This is a genomic window from Rhodococcus sp. Leaf225 (genome assembly GCF_001426145.1).
Lineage (GTDB): Bacteria > Actinomycetota > Actinomycetes > Mycobacteriales > Mycobacteriaceae > Rhodococcoides.
In genome coordinates this window covers 1,010,716-1,030,161 of record NZ_LMRN01000009.1, presented here as the reverse complement: position 1 = coordinate 1,030,161, position 19,446 = coordinate 1,010,716, and the positions used below count along the sequence as shown (strand labels likewise).

Annotated in this window: 24 protein-coding genes and 1 riboswitch; of the genes, 9 read left to right on the top strand and 15 right to left on the bottom strand. The window is 64.7% G+C overall.

The window, feature by feature from the left end:
* Window positions 1-443 precede the first annotated feature (443 nt).
* Complete coding sequence (locus ASG69_RS09140; RefSeq protein ID WP_056442880.1) at window positions 444-1,079, bottom strand: VWA domain-containing protein; 636 nt, start codon at window positions 1,077-1,079, stop codon at window positions 444-446.
* Between the two features lie 39 nt (window positions 1,080-1,118).
* Complete coding sequence (locus ASG69_RS09135; protein ID WP_056442883.1) at window positions 1,119-1,730, bottom strand: DUF4352 domain-containing protein; 612 nt, start codon at window positions 1,728-1,730, stop codon at window positions 1,119-1,121.
* 220 nt (window positions 1,731-1,950) lie between these two features.
* On the opposite strand from ASG69_RS09135, the gene ASG69_RS09130 reads away from it, so the two are divergent.
* Window positions 1,951-3,102, top strand: coding sequence for a sensor histidine kinase (locus ASG69_RS09130; protein ID WP_235578891.1), 1,152 nt, complete (start codon window positions 1,951-1,953; stop codon window positions 3,100-3,102).
* Between the two features lie 4 nt (window positions 3,103-3,106).
* Here the strand turns inward: ASG69_RS09130 and ASG69_RS09125 are convergent, their stop codons facing one another.
* On the bottom strand, window positions 3,107-3,871 hold the full coding sequence (locus tag ASG69_RS09125) for a 3-oxoacyl-ACP reductase (RefSeq protein ID WP_235578907.1): 765 nt from the start codon (window positions 3,869-3,871) through the stop codon (window positions 3,107-3,109).
* Window positions 3,871-3,965: riboswitch (TPP riboswitch) on the bottom strand. Its footprint overlaps the gene before it by 1 nt.
* 57 nt (window positions 3,966-4,022) lie before the next feature.
* Here ASG69_RS09125 and ASG69_RS09120 point away from each other — a divergent pair.
* The 3 genes from ASG69_RS09120 to ASG69_RS09115 all read left to right on the top strand — a co-directional run bounded on the left by ASG69_RS09120 (window position 4,023) and on the right by ASG69_RS09115 (window position 6,319).
* On the top strand, window positions 4,023-4,670 hold the full coding sequence (locus ASG69_RS09120) for a response regulator (protein WP_056442892.1): 648 nt from the start codon (window positions 4,023-4,025) through the stop codon (window positions 4,668-4,670).
* 168 nt (window positions 4,671-4,838) lie between these two features.
* On the top strand, window positions 4,839-5,096 hold the full coding sequence (locus tag ASG69_RS22110; protein WP_082544373.1) for a helix-turn-helix domain-containing protein: 258 nt from the start codon (window positions 4,839-4,841) through the stop codon (window positions 5,094-5,096).
* Entirely contained in the window at window positions 5,093-6,319 is a 1,227-nt protein-coding gene (locus ASG69_RS09115) for a type II toxin-antitoxin system HipA family toxin (protein ID WP_056442894.1), read from the top strand. Before ASG69_RS22110 ends, ASG69_RS09115 begins: the two co-directional genes overlap by 4 nt.
* A 61-nt stretch (window positions 6,320-6,380) precedes the next feature.
* Here ASG69_RS09115 and ASG69_RS09110 read toward each other — a convergent pair whose 3' ends face one another.
* The 3 genes from ASG69_RS09110 to ASG69_RS09100 are packed head-to-tail and all read right to left on the bottom strand — an operon-like array spanning window position 6,381 to window position 8,460.
* The gene (locus tag ASG69_RS09110; RefSeq protein ID WP_056073455.1) at window positions 6,381-6,584 is read right to left on the bottom strand and encodes a zinc-ribbon domain-containing protein; all 204 of its coding nucleotides are present in this window, start codon (window positions 6,582-6,584) and stop codon (window positions 6,381-6,383) included.
* A 19-nt stretch (window positions 6,585-6,603) separates the two neighbouring features.
* Window positions 6,604-7,440 (bottom strand): SDR family oxidoreductase, encoded by an 837-nt coding sequence (locus ASG69_RS09105; protein WP_156380468.1) that lies wholly within the window; start codon window positions 7,438-7,440, stop codon window positions 6,604-6,606.
* 60 nt (window positions 7,441-7,500) lie between these two features.
* Window positions 7,501-8,460: a helix-turn-helix transcriptional regulator gene (locus ASG69_RS09100; protein ID WP_056442900.1), complete on the bottom strand. Its 960-nt coding sequence runs from the start codon at window positions 8,458-8,460 to the stop codon at window positions 7,501-7,503.
* 103 nt (window positions 8,461-8,563) lie between these two features.
* Here ASG69_RS09100 and ASG69_RS09095 point away from each other — a divergent pair, with 103 nt between their 5' ends.
* Complete coding sequence (locus ASG69_RS09095) at window positions 8,564-8,980, top strand: glyoxalase/bleomycin resistance/extradiol dioxygenase family protein (protein ID WP_056442903.1); 417 nt, start codon at window positions 8,564-8,566, stop codon at window positions 8,978-8,980.
* A gap of 65 nt (window positions 8,981-9,045) precedes the next feature.
* Here ASG69_RS09095 and ASG69_RS09090 read toward each other — a convergent pair whose 3' ends face one another.
* Genes ASG69_RS09090 through ASG69_RS09080 form a run of 3 tightly spaced genes read right to left on the bottom strand, consistent with a single transcriptional unit; the run spans window position 9,046 to window position 11,845 of the window.
* Window positions 9,046-9,645 carry a LutC/YkgG family protein gene (locus ASG69_RS09090; RefSeq protein WP_056442906.1) on the bottom strand — a complete coding sequence of 200 codons (600 nt, stop codon included), beginning with the start codon at window positions 9,643-9,645 and terminating at the stop codon, window positions 9,046-9,048.
* Entirely contained in the window at window positions 9,642-11,108 is a 1,467-nt protein-coding gene (locus ASG69_RS09085) for a LutB/LldF family L-lactate oxidation iron-sulfur protein (protein WP_056442908.1), read from the bottom strand. The genes ASG69_RS09090 and ASG69_RS09085 overlap by 4 nt, the downstream gene beginning before the upstream one ends.
* Window positions 11,105-11,845, bottom strand: a complete 741-nt coding sequence (locus tag ASG69_RS09080; protein WP_056442913.1) for a (Fe-S)-binding protein — start codon at window positions 11,843-11,845, stop codon at window positions 11,105-11,107. The genes ASG69_RS09085 and ASG69_RS09080 overlap by 4 nt, the downstream gene beginning before the upstream one ends.
* Window positions 11,846-11,915: 70 nt before the next feature.
* Here ASG69_RS09080 and ASG69_RS09075 point away from each other — a divergent pair, with 70 nt between their 5' ends.
* Window positions 11,916-12,602 (top strand): FadR/GntR family transcriptional regulator, encoded by a 687-nt coding sequence (locus ASG69_RS09075; RefSeq protein ID WP_056442916.1) that lies wholly within the window; start codon window positions 11,916-11,918, stop codon window positions 12,600-12,602.
* A 798-nt stretch (window positions 12,603-13,400) separates the two neighbouring features.
* Window positions 13,401-14,321, top strand: coding sequence for a hypothetical protein (locus ASG69_RS09070; RefSeq protein WP_056442918.1), 921 nt, complete (start codon window positions 13,401-13,403; stop codon window positions 14,319-14,321).
* A 10-nt stretch (window positions 14,322-14,331) separates the two neighbouring features.
* Here ASG69_RS09070 and ASG69_RS09065 read toward each other — a convergent pair whose 3' ends face one another.
* The 6 genes from ASG69_RS09065 to ASG69_RS09040 form a co-directional block, all read right to left on the bottom strand.
* Entirely contained in the window at window positions 14,332-15,375 is a 1,044-nt protein-coding gene (locus tag ASG69_RS09065) for a glycerophosphodiester phosphodiesterase family protein (protein WP_235578890.1), read from the bottom strand.
* Between the two features lie 222 nt (window positions 15,376-15,597).
* Complete coding sequence (locus tag ASG69_RS09060; RefSeq protein ID WP_056442920.1) at window positions 15,598-15,927, bottom strand: TfoX/Sxy family protein; 330 nt, start codon at window positions 15,925-15,927, stop codon at window positions 15,598-15,600.
* A 128-nt stretch (window positions 15,928-16,055) separates the two neighbouring features.
* Window positions 16,056-16,460 carry a hypothetical protein gene (locus ASG69_RS09055; RefSeq protein ID WP_056442923.1) on the bottom strand — a complete coding sequence of 135 codons (405 nt, stop codon included), beginning with the start codon at window positions 16,458-16,460 and terminating at the stop codon, window positions 16,056-16,058.
* 118 nt (window positions 16,461-16,578) lie between these two features.
* On the bottom strand, window positions 16,579-17,007 hold the full coding sequence (locus tag ASG69_RS09050; protein WP_056442926.1) for a hypothetical protein: 429 nt from the start codon (window positions 17,005-17,007) through the stop codon (window positions 16,579-16,581).
* Window positions 17,004-17,957 (bottom strand): hypothetical protein, encoded by a 954-nt coding sequence (locus ASG69_RS09045; RefSeq protein WP_056442929.1) that lies wholly within the window; start codon window positions 17,955-17,957, stop codon window positions 17,004-17,006. The genes ASG69_RS09050 and ASG69_RS09045 overlap by 4 nt, the downstream gene beginning before the upstream one ends.
* The gene (locus ASG69_RS09040; RefSeq protein WP_156380467.1) at window positions 17,944-18,228 is read right to left on the bottom strand and encodes a hypothetical protein; all 285 of its coding nucleotides are present in this window, start codon (window positions 18,226-18,228) and stop codon (window positions 17,944-17,946) included. Before ASG69_RS09040 ends, ASG69_RS09045 begins: the two co-directional genes overlap by 14 nt.
* 140 nt (window positions 18,229-18,368) lie before the next feature.
* Here ASG69_RS09040 and ASG69_RS22850 point away from each other — a divergent pair, with 140 nt between their 5' ends.
* Entirely contained in the window at window positions 18,369-18,512 is a 144-nt protein-coding gene (locus ASG69_RS22850) for a hypothetical protein (RefSeq protein WP_197027742.1), read from the top strand.
* A gap of 87 nt (window positions 18,513-18,599) precedes the next feature.
* On the top strand, window positions 18,600-19,412 hold the full coding sequence (locus ASG69_RS09035) for a formate/nitrite transporter family protein (RefSeq protein ID WP_056442935.1): 813 nt from the start codon (window positions 18,600-18,602) through the stop codon (window positions 19,410-19,412).
* Window positions 19,413-19,446: the final 34 nt, after the last annotated feature.

Below are 19,446 nucleotides of genomic sequence, written 5' to 3'. Positions count from 1 at the left end.
ATGGTCCAACGCAACTCGCGCACCCGCCTCCGCCAACTCCCGCCCACGAACTACCGCAATCTCGAGTCGGGTGTGGCCGTCAGACGATAGAACTGACACCGGTTTCCCCTCACTTATACGAACCGTGCTCAGCACGGGTAACGGACCAGGCGCCACCTAGCTAATCCGCATTTCGCCTGCGACGCACGCTCATTACATCATCGACATGGTCGAGATCCCGTGTGGGGGGACTTCCAGCACATCTTCACGTTCAGGTGACTGGTAGGAGCATACCCGGACAGCTAGACAACGTCGCCAAGAATTCGTGCAGGTGACTCGGGCCCGAAGTACTCTCTCCCATGAATGGTACTCGGAAGCAACCGCATTGCGGCCCGACTCGCGGAACTGTTCTCAGTCCTGGAAACGGCGGAGGCCGGGCGCGTAACCAGCCTTACCCTCGCCCCCTACCGCCCCGCCCGCCGCCGATCCCCCTCCGAGAACCCGTCCACCTGCTGCATCCCGTGCATCCGCTTCCGGTCCTGGTAGTCCACCACCGCTGAGAACGCAGCACTCACACCCACCGACGATGCGTCGTAGGTCAGAGACTTGTCGGCCTTGAACCCCATCTGCGAACCCGTGTCCACCGCGTCCATGTTGGCGCCGAGGAACACGAAGTCCCACCCGTACTGCGATTCCTGCTGCTCGATCAGCTCGCGAACCGCCTGGTTCGACCACTCCCGACTCGAGTTCTCCTGTCCGTCGGTCATCACCAGCACAGTGACCGAGCCTGGCCGTTCTTCCTCGGGCAGGGCTGCGAGCGACGAGCCGATCTCGGTGACGAACTTCCCCACCGCGTCGTACAACGCCGTCATCCCGCGGGGTACCAAGTACAGCGGTGGCACCTGGTCGATCGGTGTCGAGTCGTAGACCATTGCGTACTGATCATCGAACTGCGCCAGCGTCACGACGGTTGTGCCGTCGTGACCACGCTCGGCGTCGATGAAGGTGTCGAATCCTCCGCGGGTGTCGTCGGCGATGGACGACATCGAACCGGAACGGTCGAGTAGAGCTGCAACGAGGCACAAAGAAGAATCTGGCATGAAAACTCCTGACGTGGGAACGGATAGGTGAACTGAAGGTCAGGCGACGGAGACGGTGACGCCGCCGGAGAACAGCGAGTCGTGAAGCTCGATCTCCGATGGTGCGGTGCCCGCCGGAACGTCGTAGACGAGTGTCGCCACGAGCGAGTTGCCCGGATTGATCTGCGAGAAGCCGAGATTCGGGTCGTTGGTCACCGTCGCGAGCGTGTCGGTCGAGTACTCGCGCCCCTGCCCGTCGAGTAGCTTCTGCGACGACGTGTCGAACAGCTGCTGCTCGTTGCCGATGTTCGCGACATTCAGGGTGACCAGCACGTACTCGCCCTGCGGCGTCTGCGACGTGTACTGATCCCCCACACTGGCGACGCCACGCTCGACGTTCTGCACGGTGAACTCGAACTTGCCGTCCCTCACCGCAGCACCGATTCCCGATGCCGACTCCTCTGCAGGCGCACTGCTGCCCTCCGTCGCGGCCTGCGAGGAGGACGGGGTGCCACTCGAGGACGATTCCTGTGCTCCGCTCGCCAGGTTGACGCCGACCGCAATGACGACGACCGCACCGATCGCCGTGAGGATTTTGTGCCGCAGGAACCAGTTCTTCTTTGTCGGCGGCTGCTGTGGCTGCGCGTACGGGTTCTGGGGAGGCTGAGTCATGGCGAGTCCTTTCGGTGGTGCCGGCACCGGTCGGTGCGTCCCACCAAGAACACCGCAGTGACCCCGTCTGGCACCTCGTCGATTCGGCCGGTCTCACTCCTCCTTTCGGTCGGCATTCGCGACCGAAGAACGGAGGCTCATGTCAGACCATGGCCGTACCGTCTTCTCTGTGACCACTACTGCAGCTACGGTTCGGCGTCGCGCCTGGACCGTCGGCGCAGTGACGCTCAGCTTGTTCTGCACATTCATGGCTGCCGGTCTCGCAGGCACATCGGGAACACCGGTGTGGAACGTCGCGCTCGGGGTCGTCGTCAATATGGCCGCCGCGATTGCGTTGATCTGGCGACACGACAAACCGTGGATCGTCCTCGCGATGGCCGTCGTCGGTCCGCTCTTCTTCGCCACCGACGCAACGGCCGCACTGATAGCTCTCTACGCGGTGGGCGTCTTCGCTCGAGGTCGTACTCTCGCCGGAGCCGCGGTCGCGGTCTACCTGGCCTGCGCGATATCCCTCGTGTACGACGCAGGGCGCCGCCGCGATTATTCGGTCCTAACGATCGGAGTCAAGCACGTCGAGGGCACTCCTCCGCCGACGTGGTCGCTTCCCTGGTGGCTTCCCTGGCTCGTCGCGGCCGTCCTCGTCGCCGTCGTTCTGGGGCTCTCTCAACTTCGCCGCACGAAGTCCGATCTCGTGGTGGCCGTGCAGTCCCGCGATCAGGCGACCGCGCAGTCGCAGCGCATGCACGAGGACATGCTGTTACAGCAGGAACGCTCCCGCATCGCACGCGACATGCATGACACCTTGGCCGCCGGGCTCAGTCGAATATCGTTGCTGGCGGGTAGTTTACAGGTCGGGAGCAACGACGGACCGGAGAAGATCTCCAACACGTCGGCCCTGATTCGTTCCACGGCTCACGAGTCCCTGGATGAGCTCAAACGCATCATCGGCGTTCTCCGCGGGTCCGACACCGGCGGCGAGGATGCTGGTCGGCGCAGCATCGCGGGAATCGGGGACCTCGTCGACGCAGCGCGTTCTGCCGGGTGTCGGGTGACGCTGGTCCAGGACATTCATCCCGGCGTGGTCGGCGATCTGACCAGTCATACCGCGTACCGCATCGTGCAGGAAGCTCTGACCAACAGTCAGAAGCATGCCCCGAGTTCACCCCTCCACATCACGGTGAGCGGGGCGGACACGGACGGCATCAGCCTGACAGTGCGCAACCACATCTCGATGACAGCGCAACCGGGCCGTGGTTCGCGAACCGGACTGGCCGGCCTCGCGGAGCAAGCTCACAACGCCGGCGGGTGGGTGCGGTGGACTGCCATGGGTGGCGAATTCATCGTGACGGCCTGGCTGCCCTGGTACTCCTGACGCGTCAGTCCTTCACCAGTCCGCCGTCGACGACCAGGTTCTGACCCGTCACCGCTCTCGACCACGGCGACGCGAAGAAGAGCACGGCATCCGCAAATTCGGCCGGCGTCGTAACCCGGCGCAGCGGGGTGCTGTCGGCGATCATGTCGAACACCGCAGGTGGGGTCGCGGAGCTGGCATCCGTGGTCCGCAACAGACCACCGGACACCATGTTGACGGTGATGCCGTCAGGTCCGAGGTCCGCCGAGAAGGTCCTCGTGAGCGCCAACAGAGCAGCCTTCGCCGCCGTGTAGTCGTGATACGGAACGACGGGGTTCTGCACGAGGTTGGTGCCGATCGTGACGATCCGCCCGAATCCCGCTTCCCGCATGCCGGGCACAGCTGCCTGCGTGGTGTGCAGAGCGCCGGCAACGCTGCCGCGGAACTGCGAATCGAATGCCGACCACTCGATCTCGTCGGCCTTGGCACGGTCGTCACCGTTGAAGGAGAAGTCGATCAAAGCGTTGTTGACAACGGTGGTGATGGTCGATCCGAAATGTCCACGTGCCCTGTCGAACAGCACTTCGACCTGGTGCCGGTCCGTGACGTCGGCCTGCACCGCGACAACGCGGTCAGGACCGAACTCGGATGCCAGAGCATCGGCTGCGGCTGCACTGCGGTGGTAGTTGACCACGACGCGGGAACCCTGCTGCAGGAACGCTCGCGTGATCGCAGCACCCAGTCCGCGAGCACCGCCCGTCACGAGCACGATCTGTTCGGCCAGCGGCACTGTGTGCATCTCGACATCCCTTCGCCAGCATGACCTGGTCAGGTTCGACGGGTGTGTTCTCAGCCGGTTCGGTTCGGCACCCCGTGTCCGACTCCATAGAACACCTCGTCCGCTGTGGCGTGTCGGCGCGACCCGATACGGTCGACCCATCATGGACTCCGATGCGGTCATCACCGTTCTCGTCGTGGACGACGACGCATTCGTTCGTCGCGGCGTGGCGGACATCTTCGCCGCCACCACGGATATCGTGGTGGTCGAATCGGTCTCGGACGGTGACGAGGTACCCGCCGCAGTCGCTGCTCATCGGCCCGACGTCGTCCTGATGGATTTGAAGATGCGCCGAGTGGACGGACTCGACGCCACCCGAGCATTGATGGCATCGGCGCACCCACCGAAGGTCGTCGCGATGACGGCGATGGACGTGGACGATCTGGTGGTCCAGGCCATCGAGGCCGGCGCCCACAGCTTCCTCAGCAAGTCCGAGGCACCGGAGACGTTCCACCAGTCGATCCGCGCCGTCGCTGCGGGCAATACTTTGTTCTCCGAAGAGTCCCTCCGAAAGATCGTGGCCACTACCCGACCACCACGGCCGACGGTGACGCTGGACGTGCTGACCGACAAGGAACGAACAGTGTTGTCGGTCATGGCATCCGGGGCAACGAACGCCGACATCGCACGGCAGCTCTACATGGCGGAAACGACGGTCAAGTCGCATCTCACTGCGGTCAATCACAAGCTTCAGGTCACCAACAGGGTCGAGGCTGCGCTGATGGCGTTCCGTGCGGGACTGGTTGTCTGATGACCTCGGGCCAGACTACGCCTGCTGACGCATGCTTTAGCCGGATTCGTGCTGGCCATTTTCACGCATCGATCCTTAAGCTTGCTGCAAACGACATAAGGCTGTTCGATCGTCGCCATCGGCGGTAACGTGACCTTAAGTTGTCTCTGGCAAGCATTGGAAACCCGCATGGCACCTCCTCGGAAGTCGGGTCGTACCGACGTCAGCAATCTCGCCAGGTCTTTCACAGCACGCCGTCACGAATTGGGTCTGACGCAAGCTGAGCTCGCTCTGCTGGCCGGAGTCGGCCGTTCGACTGTTCAAGCGATCGAGGGCGGCAAGGACGCGCCTCAACTCGACGGGGTCAACGCCGTCGCTGACGCGTTGGGGTGCGATCTGACGCTTGTGACCCGCGCCGGAGCCATCGTCGAACCAGGGGAACGATGACCACCGGAGCCGACTTGCGCGACATCGATCGAGCAGACGTCTACAAGGGCAACGTTCGCGCAGGGTCACTGACCAGGTCCGGCGACAACGTCAGCTTCCACTACGACGATGACTACCTGGCGCGACCCGGCGCGGACCCGGTTGCCTGGTCGCTGCCCACCGACGCTGTCGACGTCAGCGTAGGAGCGGGGAGCGTGCCGCCCTTCTTCGCAGGATTGCTCCCGGAAGGTGTTCGTCTCTCCGGTGTGGTCGCCGGAATGAAGACGTCGGAGGACGACCACTTCACCATTCTGCTGGGCGTCGGATCGGACACTATCGGCGACGTGCGCGTCGTCCCCCACGAGACCGAGCTGCAGCCTGCAACGCTCGCCTTCGATCCGGAATCCCCGTCACCGGACTTGCGGGCGTTGTTCGATCAGTTGTCCGGGCCGGATTCGATGCGCGTCGATACCGCGAGCTTGCCCGGGGTGCAAGGCAAGGTGTCCGCCCAGATGTACACGTCGCCCGTAGCGACGACGCAAGGGGCAGCCATTCTGAAACTGGCTCCGCCGGAACGCTTTCCGCGTCTGGTCGAGAACGAGAACTTTTTCATGGCTGTCGCCGAGAGCTGCGGGCTCGTCGTACCGCGTCGGCAAATAGCGACCGACGCGCGTGGAGTATCGGGACTTCTCGTTCAGCGTTTCGATGGGGACGGTGATCGCAGGCTCGCGCAAGAGGACGCGTGTCAGATCAACTCGCTGTACCCATCGTCGAAGTACCGGATGAAGACCGAGACGGTGCTCGACACGCTCGCCTCGACTGTCGAACGCGGTGGAGGTTCCGCGCGCCAGGCGGCGCTCGAACTGCTCAGGCTCACCGTGTACTCGTATGCGATCGGCAATGGAGATCTCCACGGGAAGAATTACTCCATTCGCCGGAAGACCAGCGGAATGTGGGGAGTCACTCCGGCATACGACCTGCTGTGCACTCAGCCGTACATGGGCTGGAACGATCCGATGGCGCTGACGTTCTACGGTCGGAACAATAAGTGGTCGCGCGACCACATAGTTGACGGCGCGGCACGCCATCGACTTCCACGTAAAGCGGTAGAGCGAGTTCTGGACGACGTGTGCGCTGGTGTACGCGCGGCGACCAGCGACGTGGAATCGATCGGCTTCGACGACAAAACCACTTCGCGGATGACCAGGTTCATCAGCGCGCGCTGCGACGAGCTGTCCAGCTGACGCACATCCGACATACACCCGCGCAGTCAGGTCGCCATGACGGACAGCATGTGGCAACAGATCACGCGTACACAGCTGCCCCGCAGATTCCGCATTCCTCGAACTCGGTGCGCTTCCAGCGCGCGAGCGGGATGAAGAAGACGCTGAACTGCTTGTACTGCTGCATCCGAGCCCACTGAGTGGTGTTGTGGCAGCGCTGGCAGGTGCGGGTGTGGCCCGCGCCGAGGGATCTGCGTTTCAGGCCGAAGCCGAAGAGGAGGAACACCTCTCCCAGGATAGGTGGTCTAGCCGTTCTGAAGAACCTCTCGCAGCGTCATCGCACGCCGACCAGTCACCCGCTCGACGTCGTCGGTCACGGTGCTGAGTTCGCCGGAGGCGATCGCCGTGTACGTCGACACCCAGGCATCGTTCTGCCAGTCCGGCGCGTTCCACACCGCGCGTGACTCATACGCCTCGTCCAGGGTCTCGTCGTGGAACGACACCGCACGACCTCGAACGTCGGCGATGGTCGCGGCCACCTCGGACATCGACAGCGCCTCCGGCCCCGTCAGGTCGTAGGTCTTGTTCACGTGCTGCTGAGGGTCGGTCAGAACGCGTGCCGCGACTCGCGCAACGTCCGCACGCGCCACCAAGGACACTCGTCCGTCCCCCGCCGGGCCGCGGATGACACCGTCCTCGCCGGCAAACAGTTCCATGACGTCGCTGTAGAAGTTGTCGCGGAGGAACGTGTGGGCCAGCCCGGACGCCTGGATGTGCTGCTCGGTGAAGTAGTGGTCGCGCGCGAGAGTGAACGTCGCGTCCGGCGCAGCCTTGAAGAACGACGTGTAGACGATGTGCCGAACTCCGGCCTGCACCGCAGCATCGATGAAGGTGCGGTGATCCGCCAGCCGTGTCGCATTCTCCGCGCCGGACACCATGAACAGCACGTCGATTCCTGCCAGGGCCTGCGTGGCAGCTTCTGCGTCAGCGTAGGAACTGGTGCCCACGGTGGCACCGGGCAGCTTCGGCGCTCGGGAGGGATCGCGAACCAGCAAGTGTTGTGGTGCGCCGGCTTCCGCTAGGTGCGCTGCAACAGCGCCTCCCACCGAGCCGGTCGAACCTGTAACAGCAATAGTCGGCATGACCGTCCCTCGCAGCAGTGTCGAACGGGCGACCGTTCGCGTCCGAGTCGAGTATGCCCGTCACCCACTCGCCACCGCCCGCCGCAAGCGCTCACCGACCCCCACCACCGCGTCGACAAGCTCCAGGGGCCGTAGGTCCTCCAGCTCTGCGTCGAACCGCGCCAACGATGCCGCGATACCCGTCCACGACCACGCGCCTATGCGGACGCGACACCGACCGTCACCGAGATCTTCGACCGTCCCGTCGGCGAGAAAGGGAGCGACCTCCGCCGCAGGAAGGTGCACCGTCGCCTCCCCTTCACACGCCCAATCACCCGAGACCGTGCCGCGGAAGCGTCGACGGAGCAGCTCGGCCGACGAGCCGCCGGGGATCGAGCGCGGAGTGAACCGCACGCCAGTTCGCATCTTCAGTGTCATGCGGTCGACTCGAAACACACGCCAGTCGTCGCGGTCCAGATCCCACCCGACGACGTACCACCGACCTCCGGCTCCGACTACGCCGTGCGGCTCGACTCGTCGCGGAGGTACCACTGAATCATGTTCCGCCGAAACGTAATCGAAGCGAATTACTTCGTGATTGCGCGCCGCCTCTCCGACCGTGCGCAGCACCGCGGGACCGATCGGGTCTCCGATCGCAGGCAGCGCAGTGAGCGCCAGCGCATCGACGCGGTTGCGGACGCGGGTAGGCATGACAGTTCGGAGGGTCGCCAAGGCACGCTCAGCGGCATCGGCGATGTCGACACCCAGGGCCGGCACAACCTGCAGGGCGAGTGTCAGTGCGACCACCTGATCGTCGTCGAGAAGTAAGGGCGGTACCTCTTCGCCCCCGTCCAGCCGGTAGCCACCGTCGGATCCGCGCAGCGCGGCGACGTTGTAACCCAGAACGCGCAACCGGTCGACGTCGCGGCGGATCGTTCGCGGGCTCACGCCGAGTCGGCCGGCCAGCTCGGTACCCGGCCACTCGCGGCGGACCTGGAGCAACGACAACAGGGTCAGCATGCGTGAGGACGGTTCCGACATCACTCGAGTATGCGCGACCAAGCGGTCAGGATCTGACCTATTGGGCTGCGATCGTCGTTCCTGTCGGCAAAGCCTGCCGGACCGATCTACTCGAGGAGTCTCGATGACCGTCATCACCGCCCTGCACATCAACCTCCGCGGCAACGCGCGTGAAGCGTTGGAGTTCTACCAGTCCGTCTTCGGCGGCGAACTGGTCGCATTCCCCTACGGCGACACCGAGTCGGGCCAGGGACCGACCCAGTCCGAGCAGATCGCCTGGGGTGAGGTCAGCACACCAGGAGGGTTCCGCGTCATGGCGTACGACATCCAGGACTCGCTTCCCTACAACGCGGGCGAGAACGCCTTCTACAGCGCGCTCCGAAGCCACGATGCGGACGAGATCACCGCAGCATTCGAGGGCTTGTCCCCTGGGGCAACAGTGTTGGTGCCGCTCGGGCCGGTCGGGTTCTCACCGCTGTACGGCAAGCTCGTCGACAAGTTCGGCGTCGTGTGGATCCTCGACGTCATCCCCCAGTGGTGACGTAACTCCAGCTGGTTGTGGACTTCTGCCACCGCTGAGCGGGGGTAGAAGTCCACGACCGCGAGTCACTCGACGATCAGCACATCCAACCGCCGGGGCCCGTGGACGCCCTCCACCCTGTTCAGCTCGATGTCACTGGTCGCACTCGGCCCGCTGATGAAAGTCAGCGGCCGAGTGGCGTCAAGCACCGCGAACGCCTGCGGCACGGTGTCCACCACCTGGTCGGCGCGGACGATGCAGATGTGATGGTCCGGCACCAGCGTCAGAGCCCTACGACCCTGCGCGACAGAGGCATCGAGCACGATCGTGCCCGTGGCAGCGATCCCCACCGCGCAGCCGGTGATCACCGCATCGACGGCATCGAGTTGGTCGATCGACAAGCCCTCGTCCGGAACCACCGCTATGCCGCCAACCCAGGCAGAGGGCAGATCGAAGGGTACGACCGCTCGACCATCACCGAGCAACGACGCCACCGTGCCGGCGATCTCCGCCTGGGAGATCCGATAGACCTGAGCCCGATAGTCGTCGACCGTTTCGGCGAAGCGGTCGACGTTCCCCGGCCCGATCAGAGCAGCTCGGTCGTAGTCCCGCGGAACATCGACGCCGGCAACCCCACCCGCAGTCGCGGACCGGATGCGCTCGAGAATCTCCGACTTCGCGTTCATGACTCGTCCTCGTGCGTTCGTGCCCACCACTGGCGGAACGTTTCTTTCGGAGGGGCCAGCATGTCACGGCTGGTGGTCCACAACGACCCGGGGAAGGGCAGTGACTCGATGTGGCCCTTCTTCCCGGCCAGCAGGCGTCCGACTCCCGCAGCCTTCTCGGCCATCCCGAATCGCTTCGGCGAGTTCATCGCCCACCCTGCCGCCCGCATTGCGATCTCCTGCGCACCGGGGATGCCGCCACGTTCGGAGTCGACCTGCTCCGCTCGAAGGTGCACCAAAATCTCCGGGATGTTGATACGCACCGGACACGCATCGAAACATGCCCCGCACAGTGACGACGCATACGGCAGTGAGGCATTGGGATCGTCGTGACCGGTAGTACCGGTGAGCTGCGGCGACAGGATCGCACCGATCGGCCCCGGGTACACAGACCCGTACGCGTGCCCACCGGTCCGCTCGTAGACCGGGCACACGTTCAAGCACGCACTGCACCTGATGCAGTTGAGTGCGGCGCGGCCCACCTCGTCGGCAAGCACGTTGGTTCTGCCGTTGTCGATGAGCACCAGGTGGAAATTCTGCGGTCCGTCGCCCTCGTGCACTCCGGTCCACATCGACGTGTACGGGTTCATCCGTTCGGCCGTGGACGAGCGGGGAAGCAGTTGCATGAATACTTCGAGGTCCGCGAACGTCGGAACCAGTTTCTCGATGCCCATCAGCGTGATGAGGGTGTCGGGCAGCGTCAGGCACATCCGCCCGTTGCCTTCGGACTCGACGACGGCGAGCGTCCCCGTTTCCGCGACACCGAAGTTTGCGCCACTGATGGCCACCTTCGCCGACAGGAACTTCCGTCGTAGGTGCTCCCGCGCCGCCATGGCCAGTTCGCGCGGCTCGTCGGTGATGGCAGCGTCGACACCGGGCATGCGGCGGAGGAAAATCTCGCGAATCTCCGCACGGTTCCGGTGGATTGCGGGAACCAGGATGTGACTGGGCTTGTCGTCACCCAGCTGAACGATGAGCTCGGCCAGGTCGGTCTCGATCGCGGCGATACCCTCGGCTTCGAGGTACTCGTTCAGGCCGGTCTCCTGGGTGGCCATGGACTTCACCTTGACCACCTCGTCACTGCCCGTGGCCTTGACCAGATCCGTGATGATGCGGTTCGCCTCGTCGGCGTCGCGTGCCCAGTGCACCACTCCCCCGCGGGCGGTGACTTTGGCTTCGAGTTGCTGCAGCAGTTCGGGCAGCCTCGACATCACGTCGTTCTTGAGGGCACTCCCGGCGAGGCGCAACTCCTCCCAGTCATCGCACTCCGCAACAGCTCCCAGTCGTTTCTCGCGGATGGTCTTGGTCGCAGCCCCGACGTTGCGCCGCATCTGAGTGTCCTGCAATGCGCGCTTCGCAGCCTTCGGGAAGCTCTCCTCGCCGCGGATGTTTCCAATTCCGGGAGAACCCAAGAAGGTGGTCATGCTGCCTCCGTCGATGCCAGGATCTCGGCCAGGTGAACAGTTTTCACGCCGGTGCGCAGGCGGGAGAGGCCACCGCCGATGTGCATCAGGCACGACGAGTCCCCGGCGCTGCACACCTCGGCACCGGTGGAGAGGACGTTGGCCATCTTGTCCGACAACATCGCCGTCGAGGTCTCCGAGTTCTTCAACGCGAACGTTCCGCCGAAACCGCAGCACGACTCGGCCTGCGGCAGTTCGACCAACGTCATGCCGCGTACGTTGCGCAGCAGTTCGAGGGGCTTGTCGCCGACGCGCAGCATTCTCAGCGAATGGCACGTGGGGTGGTAGGTGACGCGGTGCGGGTAGTAGGCGCCGACGTCGGTGACACCGAGGACGTCGACGAGCAGTTCGGACAGCTCGTAGGTGCGTCCGGCGATGTCCTCGGCGCGCGTGGCCAGGTCCTCGTCACCAGCGCGGCGGGCGACCATCGCGTGCTGGTGACGGACCGATCCGACACAGGAACCGGATGGTGCGACGGCGACGTCCCACCGCGACTTCTCGAAGACCTCGACGTGGTGACGCACCAGGGGTGCGGCCTCTTTGAGGTAGCCGGTGTTGACATGCATCTGGCCGCAGCATGTCTGATCCGACGGGAAGACGACGGTGTGACCGAGCCGTTCGAGCAGTGAAACAGTCGCTTTCGCTGACTCGGGGAACAGTGCGTCCGCCAGACAGGTGGCGAACAGGGCGATCCGCATGGAGCCTCCAGAGCGTGTGGTCCGACCACAGTAACCCCTGTGGTCGGACCACACCAGCTATTCTCCGACAATGCGCGCACACGAGGTGGTTCTCCACCGCATCGAACAGGACCTGGCGGCGGCGCGACTCCGTGTCGGCGATCGACTGCCGGCCGAGCGCGCACTCGCGGAGGAACTCGGCGTCGGTCGGAGCTCCGTTCGTGAGGCCATCCGGGTGCTGGAGGCGATGGGCGTGGTGAAGACGTCGGTCGGGTCGGGTCCCGATGCGGGCGCGATCGTCGTGGCCGATCCCGCCACGTCCATCGGCTCGGCACTGAGGCTGCACATGGCCACGCAGTTCCTGCCCATCGCGGACGTGGTGCAGACGCGCGTGCTTCTCGAGTCGTGGGCGCTACGCGAAGCCGCGGCGCGCACCCCCGACCTCACCGCCATCGACGAGTTACTGGACCGAATGGACGACCAGAGCCTCGAACCCGATCAGTTCCACCGCCTCGACGCCGAGCTGCACGTACGGTTCGCCGGGCTGGCCGGCAACGTGCTGATCGAGGCCATGATGACCTCGCTCCGCGACTCGATCCACGGCTACGTCATGGACGCGGTACCCATGCTCGACGACTGGTCGGCCGTCGCCGTGAACCTCCGGTGCGAGCATCGCGGCATCGTCGACGCGTTGCGCCGAGGCCACGGCGCCAAGGCCGCCACCCTGGCGCGCGATCACATCGAGGGGTTCTACGGGTTGATGCGGCTGAACAGGTAAGAGGACAACTCTCCTGGACTTTGGCGTCTCCACGTCAGACGCCAAGTGAGACGAGTAGGTTTCGCCCGGATTGTCTCGCGCACTGCATGTGGAACTCCGCCCTTGCCCGATTCGCCCGTCTTCGACATGCCTCCGTGCCAGAATCCCGCGTGTGGGGAACCCATCGAACCGACGAGTGTCGCTGACAACTGGCCGAATGAACCGAGCCTCCGTACGACTGACGCAGAGCGGTTCGCGCTCCCGTAGCGGCAGAGCGACCGTCACTAGACGCCCACCGTCACCGGTGGTTATCCGCGACATCGCTCGGAAGGATCCGGAAACCACAGTTCATTGCGTCGTGTGCGCGGTAAACATCGGACCGGCGGCGAAAGGCGGACGAGTTGATTGCTGCCGCGATTGCCGCAAACTTATGTTGTCAATGACCGAGCTCGCGGGCTTGATTCCCGCTACCCATGTGTGTGTGGCGCGACCACAGCGTGGGAGATGCGACGTACTGGAGCACCGGAAGCTTGTCAGCATCGCTGTTGCACTGGCACGTCGCTCTGCACGGGGCCAGCAACTGGACGTTGACACGTTGATCGAACGTGCGCACAGCAAGTCAACAGAGCAATCGACGCGGAAACTCCAAGCGGATTCGGCTAAGCGTTAACGACGTTTATTCGAGACAGTCAAACCGTTCAACGATGCGCACGCGCATCACAGTGCCCTGGAACAGGCTGGCCGAGGAATGTTGTCGGACCCTCGTGCCAGCATCCCTCCACACACAACGAGGGCCGAGGCCCGGGCAAGGGGTTCACCATGACAGTGCACGTCGTCGACGACCGTATCGAGGTCCGGTGCCCCGAAGTTCATCCGAACGCCCGGATGTCGTTCTCGTTCCAGCGAACTCTCCGAGTTCCCGACGACGGCACAACATACGACCTACCTCCGGGCCTCGGCGGCCTGCAGGTGAAGGAGTCCGGCCAGGACGACGAAGGGGTGACGCGCTTCGCCATGCCGATGTGGCAGTCCGAGGCGTGCTGGATCAACTTCGACGCCGGCTATCCGTTCCTCGTGACGATGAGCAGCGGAACCATCAACGTCTTGACGGGTGAACCATGGTCGCCCGTTCCCGACTTCGAGGCCGAGGACTACCTCGAAGTTCCGGACCAGCCGTGGCTCGATGGGTTCACTGTCGAGAAGGGCACGGTGCGCCAGTTCGTCGCTGCCCCGCTGGGCGCCGACTACACGGTGGAGGAGCAGCTGTCCTCCGAGCCGGCGCGCGGTGGGATCCAGGTGGCCGTCTACCCGATGCTGGCGAGCAAGTACTCGGAGCTGGACCACCTGCCGACCATCATCTGCTTCTCCTTGCCCCCGAACGACGCGATGGGCCTCGGTACCGGTGGATCCATCAGACAGGCAGTGGCGACGCCAGTGGTCCCGCACGAATCGTGGGACCTCGAGCACGGCCGACGATTCACCATTGACATCGTCAACAGTGCTGTGTGGCAGCAGCTCACAGGATCGGAACCCGCCTCGGTTCCTCTGAGCGCCGCGGATTACACGCGGTTCGGGATGCCGTGGTTCGCCTGGTACGACGAGCTGGTGGTGGCCCGCGAAGGAGCATCGACACTGGGCGGAGTGCAGACGATCGCCGACGTCGATGCGGGCGCGGACGAGCCGATCCTTCCGGAGAACGAGAGCTTCGAGAAACCGGTACCGGTGCTCGTTATCGGCTGAGAGGCGCGCGTCAGCGCACCGTGGCCGGCTCCGGCAGCGCCAGCCCTCGCTCCCCCATCACCTCTCGCAGACGGTCGGGGTAGTCGGTGATGATGCCGTCGACGCCCATGTCCATCAGAGCCGCCATCGTCGCGGGATCGTCCACCGTCCACGGCACGACGCGGATCCCGGCGGCATGCGCGGACGCCACCATTTCCGGTGTCACGTAGAGCTCGAAGTCCGGATCGCCCACGGCTCCCTTCTGCGGGTTTCCCTGGACGGGCGAGAGGGCGTGGGCGCCGAACGACTGCACCGCCGCTACCGGGTCGCCGTCGAACTCGTCGATGTCGAGACCGCCCAACCACGGGGACGCTCCCGGCTCACCGACCTCGAGGAAGTCAGGCTCCGTGAGTGCGACCAGACGCATCGACGGGTCGACCTTCTGTACCGCGAGGAGAGCGCCCCAGTCGAAACTCTGGATGGTGGTGCGATCGAGCAGGCCTGCCGCCCCGACCGAGGCGAGCACCACGTCGGCGAACTGCTTACGGGGCGCCGTTTCGGTGGGCGCCGCCGCTTCCACCTTGGTCTCGATGTTCAGCTGGACCGTGGAGTCGTACGAGTTCACCAGCGCGAGCACCTCGTCGAGGGTCGGGATTCCGGCGTCTGTCGCCACTCGCTGTTCCGGGTAGCCGTCGAGCTGCGTGACACCACAATTCAGGGTCCGCACCTGTGCCAGCGTCAGGGTGTTGACGTACTTCCCGACGTAGGGAAACTCAGGATCGTTGTCGGTCGCGGGCCGGGTATCGCGGCACTTCGCGTCCGATACCTTTCGGTCGTGCGTGACGACGGCGATGCCGTCCTCGGTGATCTGCGTGTCCATCTCGAGTGTGGTGACCCCGAGCTCGAGGGCGTTGGTGAACGAGGCGATCGTGCTTTCGGTGACCAGTCCAAGGCCGCCGCGGTGCGCCTGCAGATCGAAGCCGTCGAGCGGGTGCGCGGTCTCGGTCTCCTGCGTGGAGCAGGCCGCCAGCGCCATACACATCGAGACGGTCAGCAGCACTCGTCGCATCGCCATGACGCCCACGCTAAGCCGGGAAGGTGAACGCTCGATGGATCAGCGCGCGCGCCACGCCTGATCGGTCGACCCGCGCGGGCACGGGCTGCCGACGCGGTGATCGTGTGCAGTGATCCGCGCTATTAGCGGATTACTGCACACAAGTTGGGCGGCCACTCGACCCGTGCCCGGTGGTGCGGGAGTTCATCGAGTACTTGTCGCGGTAGAACGTCGGTCCCCTGGTTACGGAGTACCGGCCGAGGTTGCGGCGTCGATCCAGACCTGCAGGTCGTCGTCGGACTCCAGAGCAGCCGCGTTCACCGAGATCCACCCCTGACCCATCGACCTACCCGCGCCCATCTGCGCACGACGGGCTCCCGGGCGTCCGACATAGTCGTCGTCGTGCTCGCGCGGTACCCGCACCAGCAATGCGCCGCCGCCGTTCCCGACGGACACGACCATCTTCCCGTCGACCATGAACGCGAGGCCGCCGAACATCGCCTTCTCGGTCACGGTGGACCTGGCGGACAGCGCAGCGCGAACCCTGTCCTCAAGGTCGGCGTCACGAGCCATGCGGGAACTCTACGTCGCTTCCCGACGCGTCGGAAGGTGCGCGGAGCCGCGGAATGCGCGGGTAAGCGCACCGTCGCGATGTATTCGGTGCAGAAACCTTCGTCCAGCGACGATCCCTGCACCGGATCTCACACCAGTCCGCTGGGACCTTCGAACGTGAACCCGCGCGCTTCGAGTTCGGCGAGGCGCCGCTCGCCCTTCTCTGTGATGCACGCCCGAACGACCTCGGAAATCGTCAGTGCTGTTCTATCCGGCGCCGTCAGGTAGCCGACCTCACCTGCATGCCCCTCTGCAATGCGGCGCATGGCCTCATTCAGAGCGACGTCCCATTCCTCCCACCCGACGTCGTTCGCCGCCAAGGCGCCCAGAGTCATCAACCCCGACTCGACGAGCGACCTGATGACAGTCGCTGTCTGCTCGGCTGTCGTCGACGGCCCCCTGGACTGGATCATGTAATACATGAACTCCCAGAACGTGATCCAGTCGTCGTCCAACTGGACCAACAGGTTGAACTCGAGTTGTTCGTCGTTCATCGCGCATCCGCCTTGATCATTCGTCCACACATTGCGGGGCAAACGTCCGCGATCAACCGACTGCCGATGCGAATGCGGTGCAGAACTGTTCGCTCAGCGACTACTTCTGCACCGGATCTCACAGCAGGCCGCTACGGGTCTCGAACGGACCGATCGTGTTGTCCCATGTCATGCCCTGGGCCTCGAGCTCCGCGAGCCGACGCTCACCCTTCTCCGTGATGCTTCCGCGGAAGACTTCGCAGCCCATCAGGTCGAGGTCTTGCTCTGCAGCCAGGTAACCGTCGGTTTTGCCATGCCCCTCGGCGATCCGCCTCATCGACTCGTCGGTGTCGGTCGGCCATTCTTCCCATCCAATGTCGTTGTCCGCCAGGGCACCGAATGTCATCAGTCCCGAGTCGGCGAACCAGCGGATCACATCAGCCACTTCGTCGAGCGGGGTGTGCCACCCTCGAAACGCGCGCACCTTTGCGACGAAGCTCCACAGCGACGTCCAGTCGTCGTCCAAATCCAGAAGTAGACGAAACTCGATCCCGGTCTCGACCTTCATCGCACATGCACCTTGATCACGTCGCCGCCTCCTGGTCTTTGGATGTCGATCACGGGTCCACCTGACTTGCTACCGACCCGGAGCTGAATCATTGTGCCGTCCGGTAATACATAGCGCTCCAGTATTTTCTCGTTTCCTCCGGTGCTGGCGGCCTGGCCCTCTTGCGCAAGGTCGTCGAACAACGTCCTCACGTCATCACCGGAATCCACCTGCCTCACCGCACGCTGTCTGCCTTGTTCGGTCTCATCCGCAAGGACTTTCTCCACACCCGCCGCATCGACCGGCCCCGCATCCTGGAAGAAGCTGGTCGGCAGCGCGTCGTGGATCGCATCCCACGCGTCGATGCCGAACCGGTCGACCAGTGCGAAGGCCATCGCGCCGACGGACAGCACGCCGGCCGCGATCATCGCGTGCACCGCCGCCTCCACCGCCCAAGCCAGGCCGAGCGCGAGGGGAACGAAGTGACGTGGTTCGCCGTCGAGAAGTGCAGCGGACGCGTCGTCGATGGACCGGGCGGCGGACTCGTCCGCGTCGATCAGCGCCTGCACATGCGCCGCGATGACCCCCGTGTGGGAGACACCGTTGCTGACCACCGACCAGTCCGGTGCGACGAGGCAGCCGTCCGCCTCGGCCACGACGACAGCGTCGAGGAGCGCCTCGCGAGCAACGGCGATGGCAGAAGCACCGTCGCGAACTGCGCGCTCCAGCACCCGAAGCTGAGTCGTCCGACGTTGCGCTGCAGCAAGATCCCGTCCGAGGCGATCTACAGCAGCATCGCCTGCCGCACCCTGCCACGCCTCGCGCAGATCGACGCGGCTCCTGTCGATCGCCGCCGCGCGAGAGTCGAGGACTGAGGCGCCGTCACCGATCCACGTCGCGTCGATCCGGACGGCGTCGGGATCCCACGACGCCACCACCTCACGGCGCGGCGCGAGCTCAGCAACCTCCATGCCGAGCCCTCTCGAGCCGAGCGGCGTTCGCCGAGTCCGCGTCGGCGTACCCGACGGCAGCGACATCCAGCGATTGCGCTGTCGCACAGAAGCCCGCGACGAGATCGTTCAGTGCCGAGACGGCTCGCTCTTCCGCTCGAGCGAGTGCGGCCGCGGTCGACGCTCCGGGCAGCGCGACCACACCTCGCGGCGCCACACCGATCTGCTCCGCCTCACCGAGCACAGCTCGGCTCGCGGCCCGCACGGCCCCCACATCAGCGACGACGAACATCGTTCCCACCCCCTCGCGGGGTAGGACGCGTCAGTCGCGCAGCCCGTTCCACTGTCAGCGTTTGCGCTGTTCACGCTGCATCAGGCGTAGTGTTCGCCGTATCGGAGCCATCTGGTTCCCTTGATCAAGGGGCTGACACCATGGCTGACAAGTCTCCGCGCAACTCGATGACGCAGAAATCGGGCAAGTCGCTGAAGGAAAAGCGACTCGACAAGAAGACAAAGGCCGCGGGCAACATCGCTGCCGACGACGCCTCCGCCGCGGTGAACAAGAAGAAGCGCTGATTTCTCGATCGTGGACGTTCACCCCTTCCCAGCGGGGGTGAACGTCCACGATCGTCTGGTGGCAGCCCGTGCGGGGTACACCGAGAGATGAGCGAAGAAGCGCGCCGTAACGACGGCGACAATGACGGTCCCGTCGAAGAGGAGCTCGAAGAGAGCTTCGACTCGGTGGTCACCGAGGGTGGCGAGCGTCTGCACCGCACCGTCCGCGCCGTGATTGTCACCGGACTGTTCGGCGGACTCGAGGTGGCGCTGGGCGTGATGGCCTATCTCGCGGTGCTGGACGAGACGGGCAGCCATCTTCTCGCCGGGCTCGCGTTCGGGATCGGCCTCGTCGCAATCTATCTCGCGCACAGCGAGCTCTTCACCGAGGACTTTCTCATGCCCATCGCCGCGGTGGTCTCGAAGGACGGCACCCCGGCACAACTCGCGAAGCTCTGGATCGGCACTCTTCTGGCCAACCTGGTCGGCGGGTGGGCGGTGATGTGGCTGGTCGCGCAGGCGTTCCCGCAGTGGCTGATGGTGCTGTCCGAATCGGCACACCACTTCGTCGACGCGCCCTTGAACACGCAGTCGATCTGTCTGGCGATCCTCGGCGGCAGCACCATGACGCTATTGACCAGGATGCAGCAGGGAACCACCTCGGACGTCGCCCGCATCATCGCGGCCATGGCGGCCGGCTTCCTGTTGGCGGGGCTGCAGCTGTTCCACTCGATCCTCGACTCGCTGTTGATCTTCGGCGCGATCCACGCCGGCGCGGACGTGGACTACCTGCAGTGGATCGAGTGGTTCGGATACACGGTGGCGTTCAACATCGTGGGCGGCGTCTTCCTGGTGACGGCCCTGCGCCTCGTGCGGACGAAAGAGCTGGTGAAGTCCGAACGGAAGGACGAGGCGGCCTGAGACAGCAGAACACCCTCCCCAGTCGACTGGGGAG

Bases quoted from the DNA above. Each gene is read 5' to 3' on its own strand.
- ASG69_RS09095 (WP_056442903.1), top strand. From the start codon at position 8,564: ATGACCGTCATCACCGCCCTGCACATCAACCTCCGCGGCAACGCGCGT.
- ASG69_RS09035 (WP_056442935.1), top strand. From the start codon at position 18,600: ATGAGCGAAGAAGCGCGCCGTAACGACGGCGACAATGACGGTCCCGTC.
- ASG69_RS09055 (WP_056442923.1), bottom strand. From the start codon at position 16,460: ATGAACGACGAACAACTCGAGTTCAACCTGTTGGTCCAGTTGGACGAC.
- ASG69_RS09090 (WP_056442906.1), bottom strand. From the start codon at position 9,645: ATGAACGCGAAGTCGGAGATTCTCGAGCGCATCCGGTCCGCGACTGCG.
- ASG69_RS09135 (WP_056442883.1), bottom strand. From the start codon at position 1,730: ATGACTCAGCCTCCCCAGAACCCGTACGCGCAGCCACAGCAGCCGCCG.
- ASG69_RS09040 (WP_156380467.1), bottom strand. From the start codon at position 18,228: ATGTTCGTCGTCGCTGATGTGGGGGCCGTGCGGGCCGCGAGCCGAGCT.
- ASG69_RS09065 (WP_235578890.1), bottom strand. From the start codon at position 15,375: ATGGCGATGCGACGAGTGCTGCTGACCGTCTCGATGTGTATGGCGCTG.
- ASG69_RS09100 (WP_056442900.1), bottom strand. From the start codon at position 8,460: ATGTCGGAACCGTCCTCACGCATGCTGACCCTGTTGTCGTTGCTCCAG.
- ASG69_RS09140 (WP_056442880.1), bottom strand. From the start codon at position 1,079: ATGCCAGATTCTTCTTTGTGCCTCGTTGCAGCTCTACTCGACCGTTCC.
- ASG69_RS09085 (WP_056442908.1), bottom strand. From the start codon at position 11,108: ATGACCACCTTCTTGGGTTCTCCCGGAATTGGAAACATCCGCGGCGAG.
- ASG69_RS22110 (WP_082544373.1), top strand. From the start codon at position 4,839: ATGGCACCTCCTCGGAAGTCGGGTCGTACCGACGTCAGCAATCTCGCC.
- ASG69_RS09105 (WP_156380468.1), bottom strand. From the start codon at position 7,440: ATGCCGACTATTGCTGTTACAGGTTCGACCGGCTCGGTGGGAGGCGCT.
- ASG69_RS09060 (WP_056442920.1), bottom strand. From the start codon at position 15,927: ATGGCTCGTGACGCCGACCTTGAGGACAGGGTTCGCGCTGCGCTGTCC.
- ASG69_RS09045 (WP_056442929.1), bottom strand. From the start codon at position 17,957: ATGGAGGTTGCTGAGCTCGCGCCGCGCCGTGAGGTGGTGGCGTCGTGG.
- ASG69_RS09115 (WP_056442894.1), top strand. From the start codon at position 5,093: ATGACCACCGGAGCCGACTTGCGCGACATCGATCGAGCAGACGTCTAC.
- ASG69_RS09070 (WP_056442918.1), top strand. From the start codon at position 13,401: ATGACAGTGCACGTCGTCGACGACCGTATCGAGGTCCGGTGCCCCGAA.
- ASG69_RS09080 (WP_056442913.1), bottom strand. From the start codon at position 11,845: ATGCGGATCGCCCTGTTCGCCACCTGTCTGGCGGACGCACTGTTCCCC.
- ASG69_RS22850 (WP_197027742.1), top strand. From the start codon at position 18,369: ATGGCTGACAAGTCTCCGCGCAACTCGATGACGCAGAAATCGGGCAAG.
- ASG69_RS09120 (WP_056442892.1), top strand. From the start codon at position 4,023: ATGGACTCCGATGCGGTCATCACCGTTCTCGTCGTGGACGACGACGCA.
- ASG69_RS09075 (WP_056442916.1), top strand. From the start codon at position 11,916: ATGCGCGCACACGAGGTGGTTCTCCACCGCATCGAACAGGACCTGGCG.
- ASG69_RS09050 (WP_056442926.1), bottom strand. From the start codon at position 17,007: ATGAAGGTCGAGACCGGGATCGAGTTTCGTCTACTTCTGGATTTGGAC.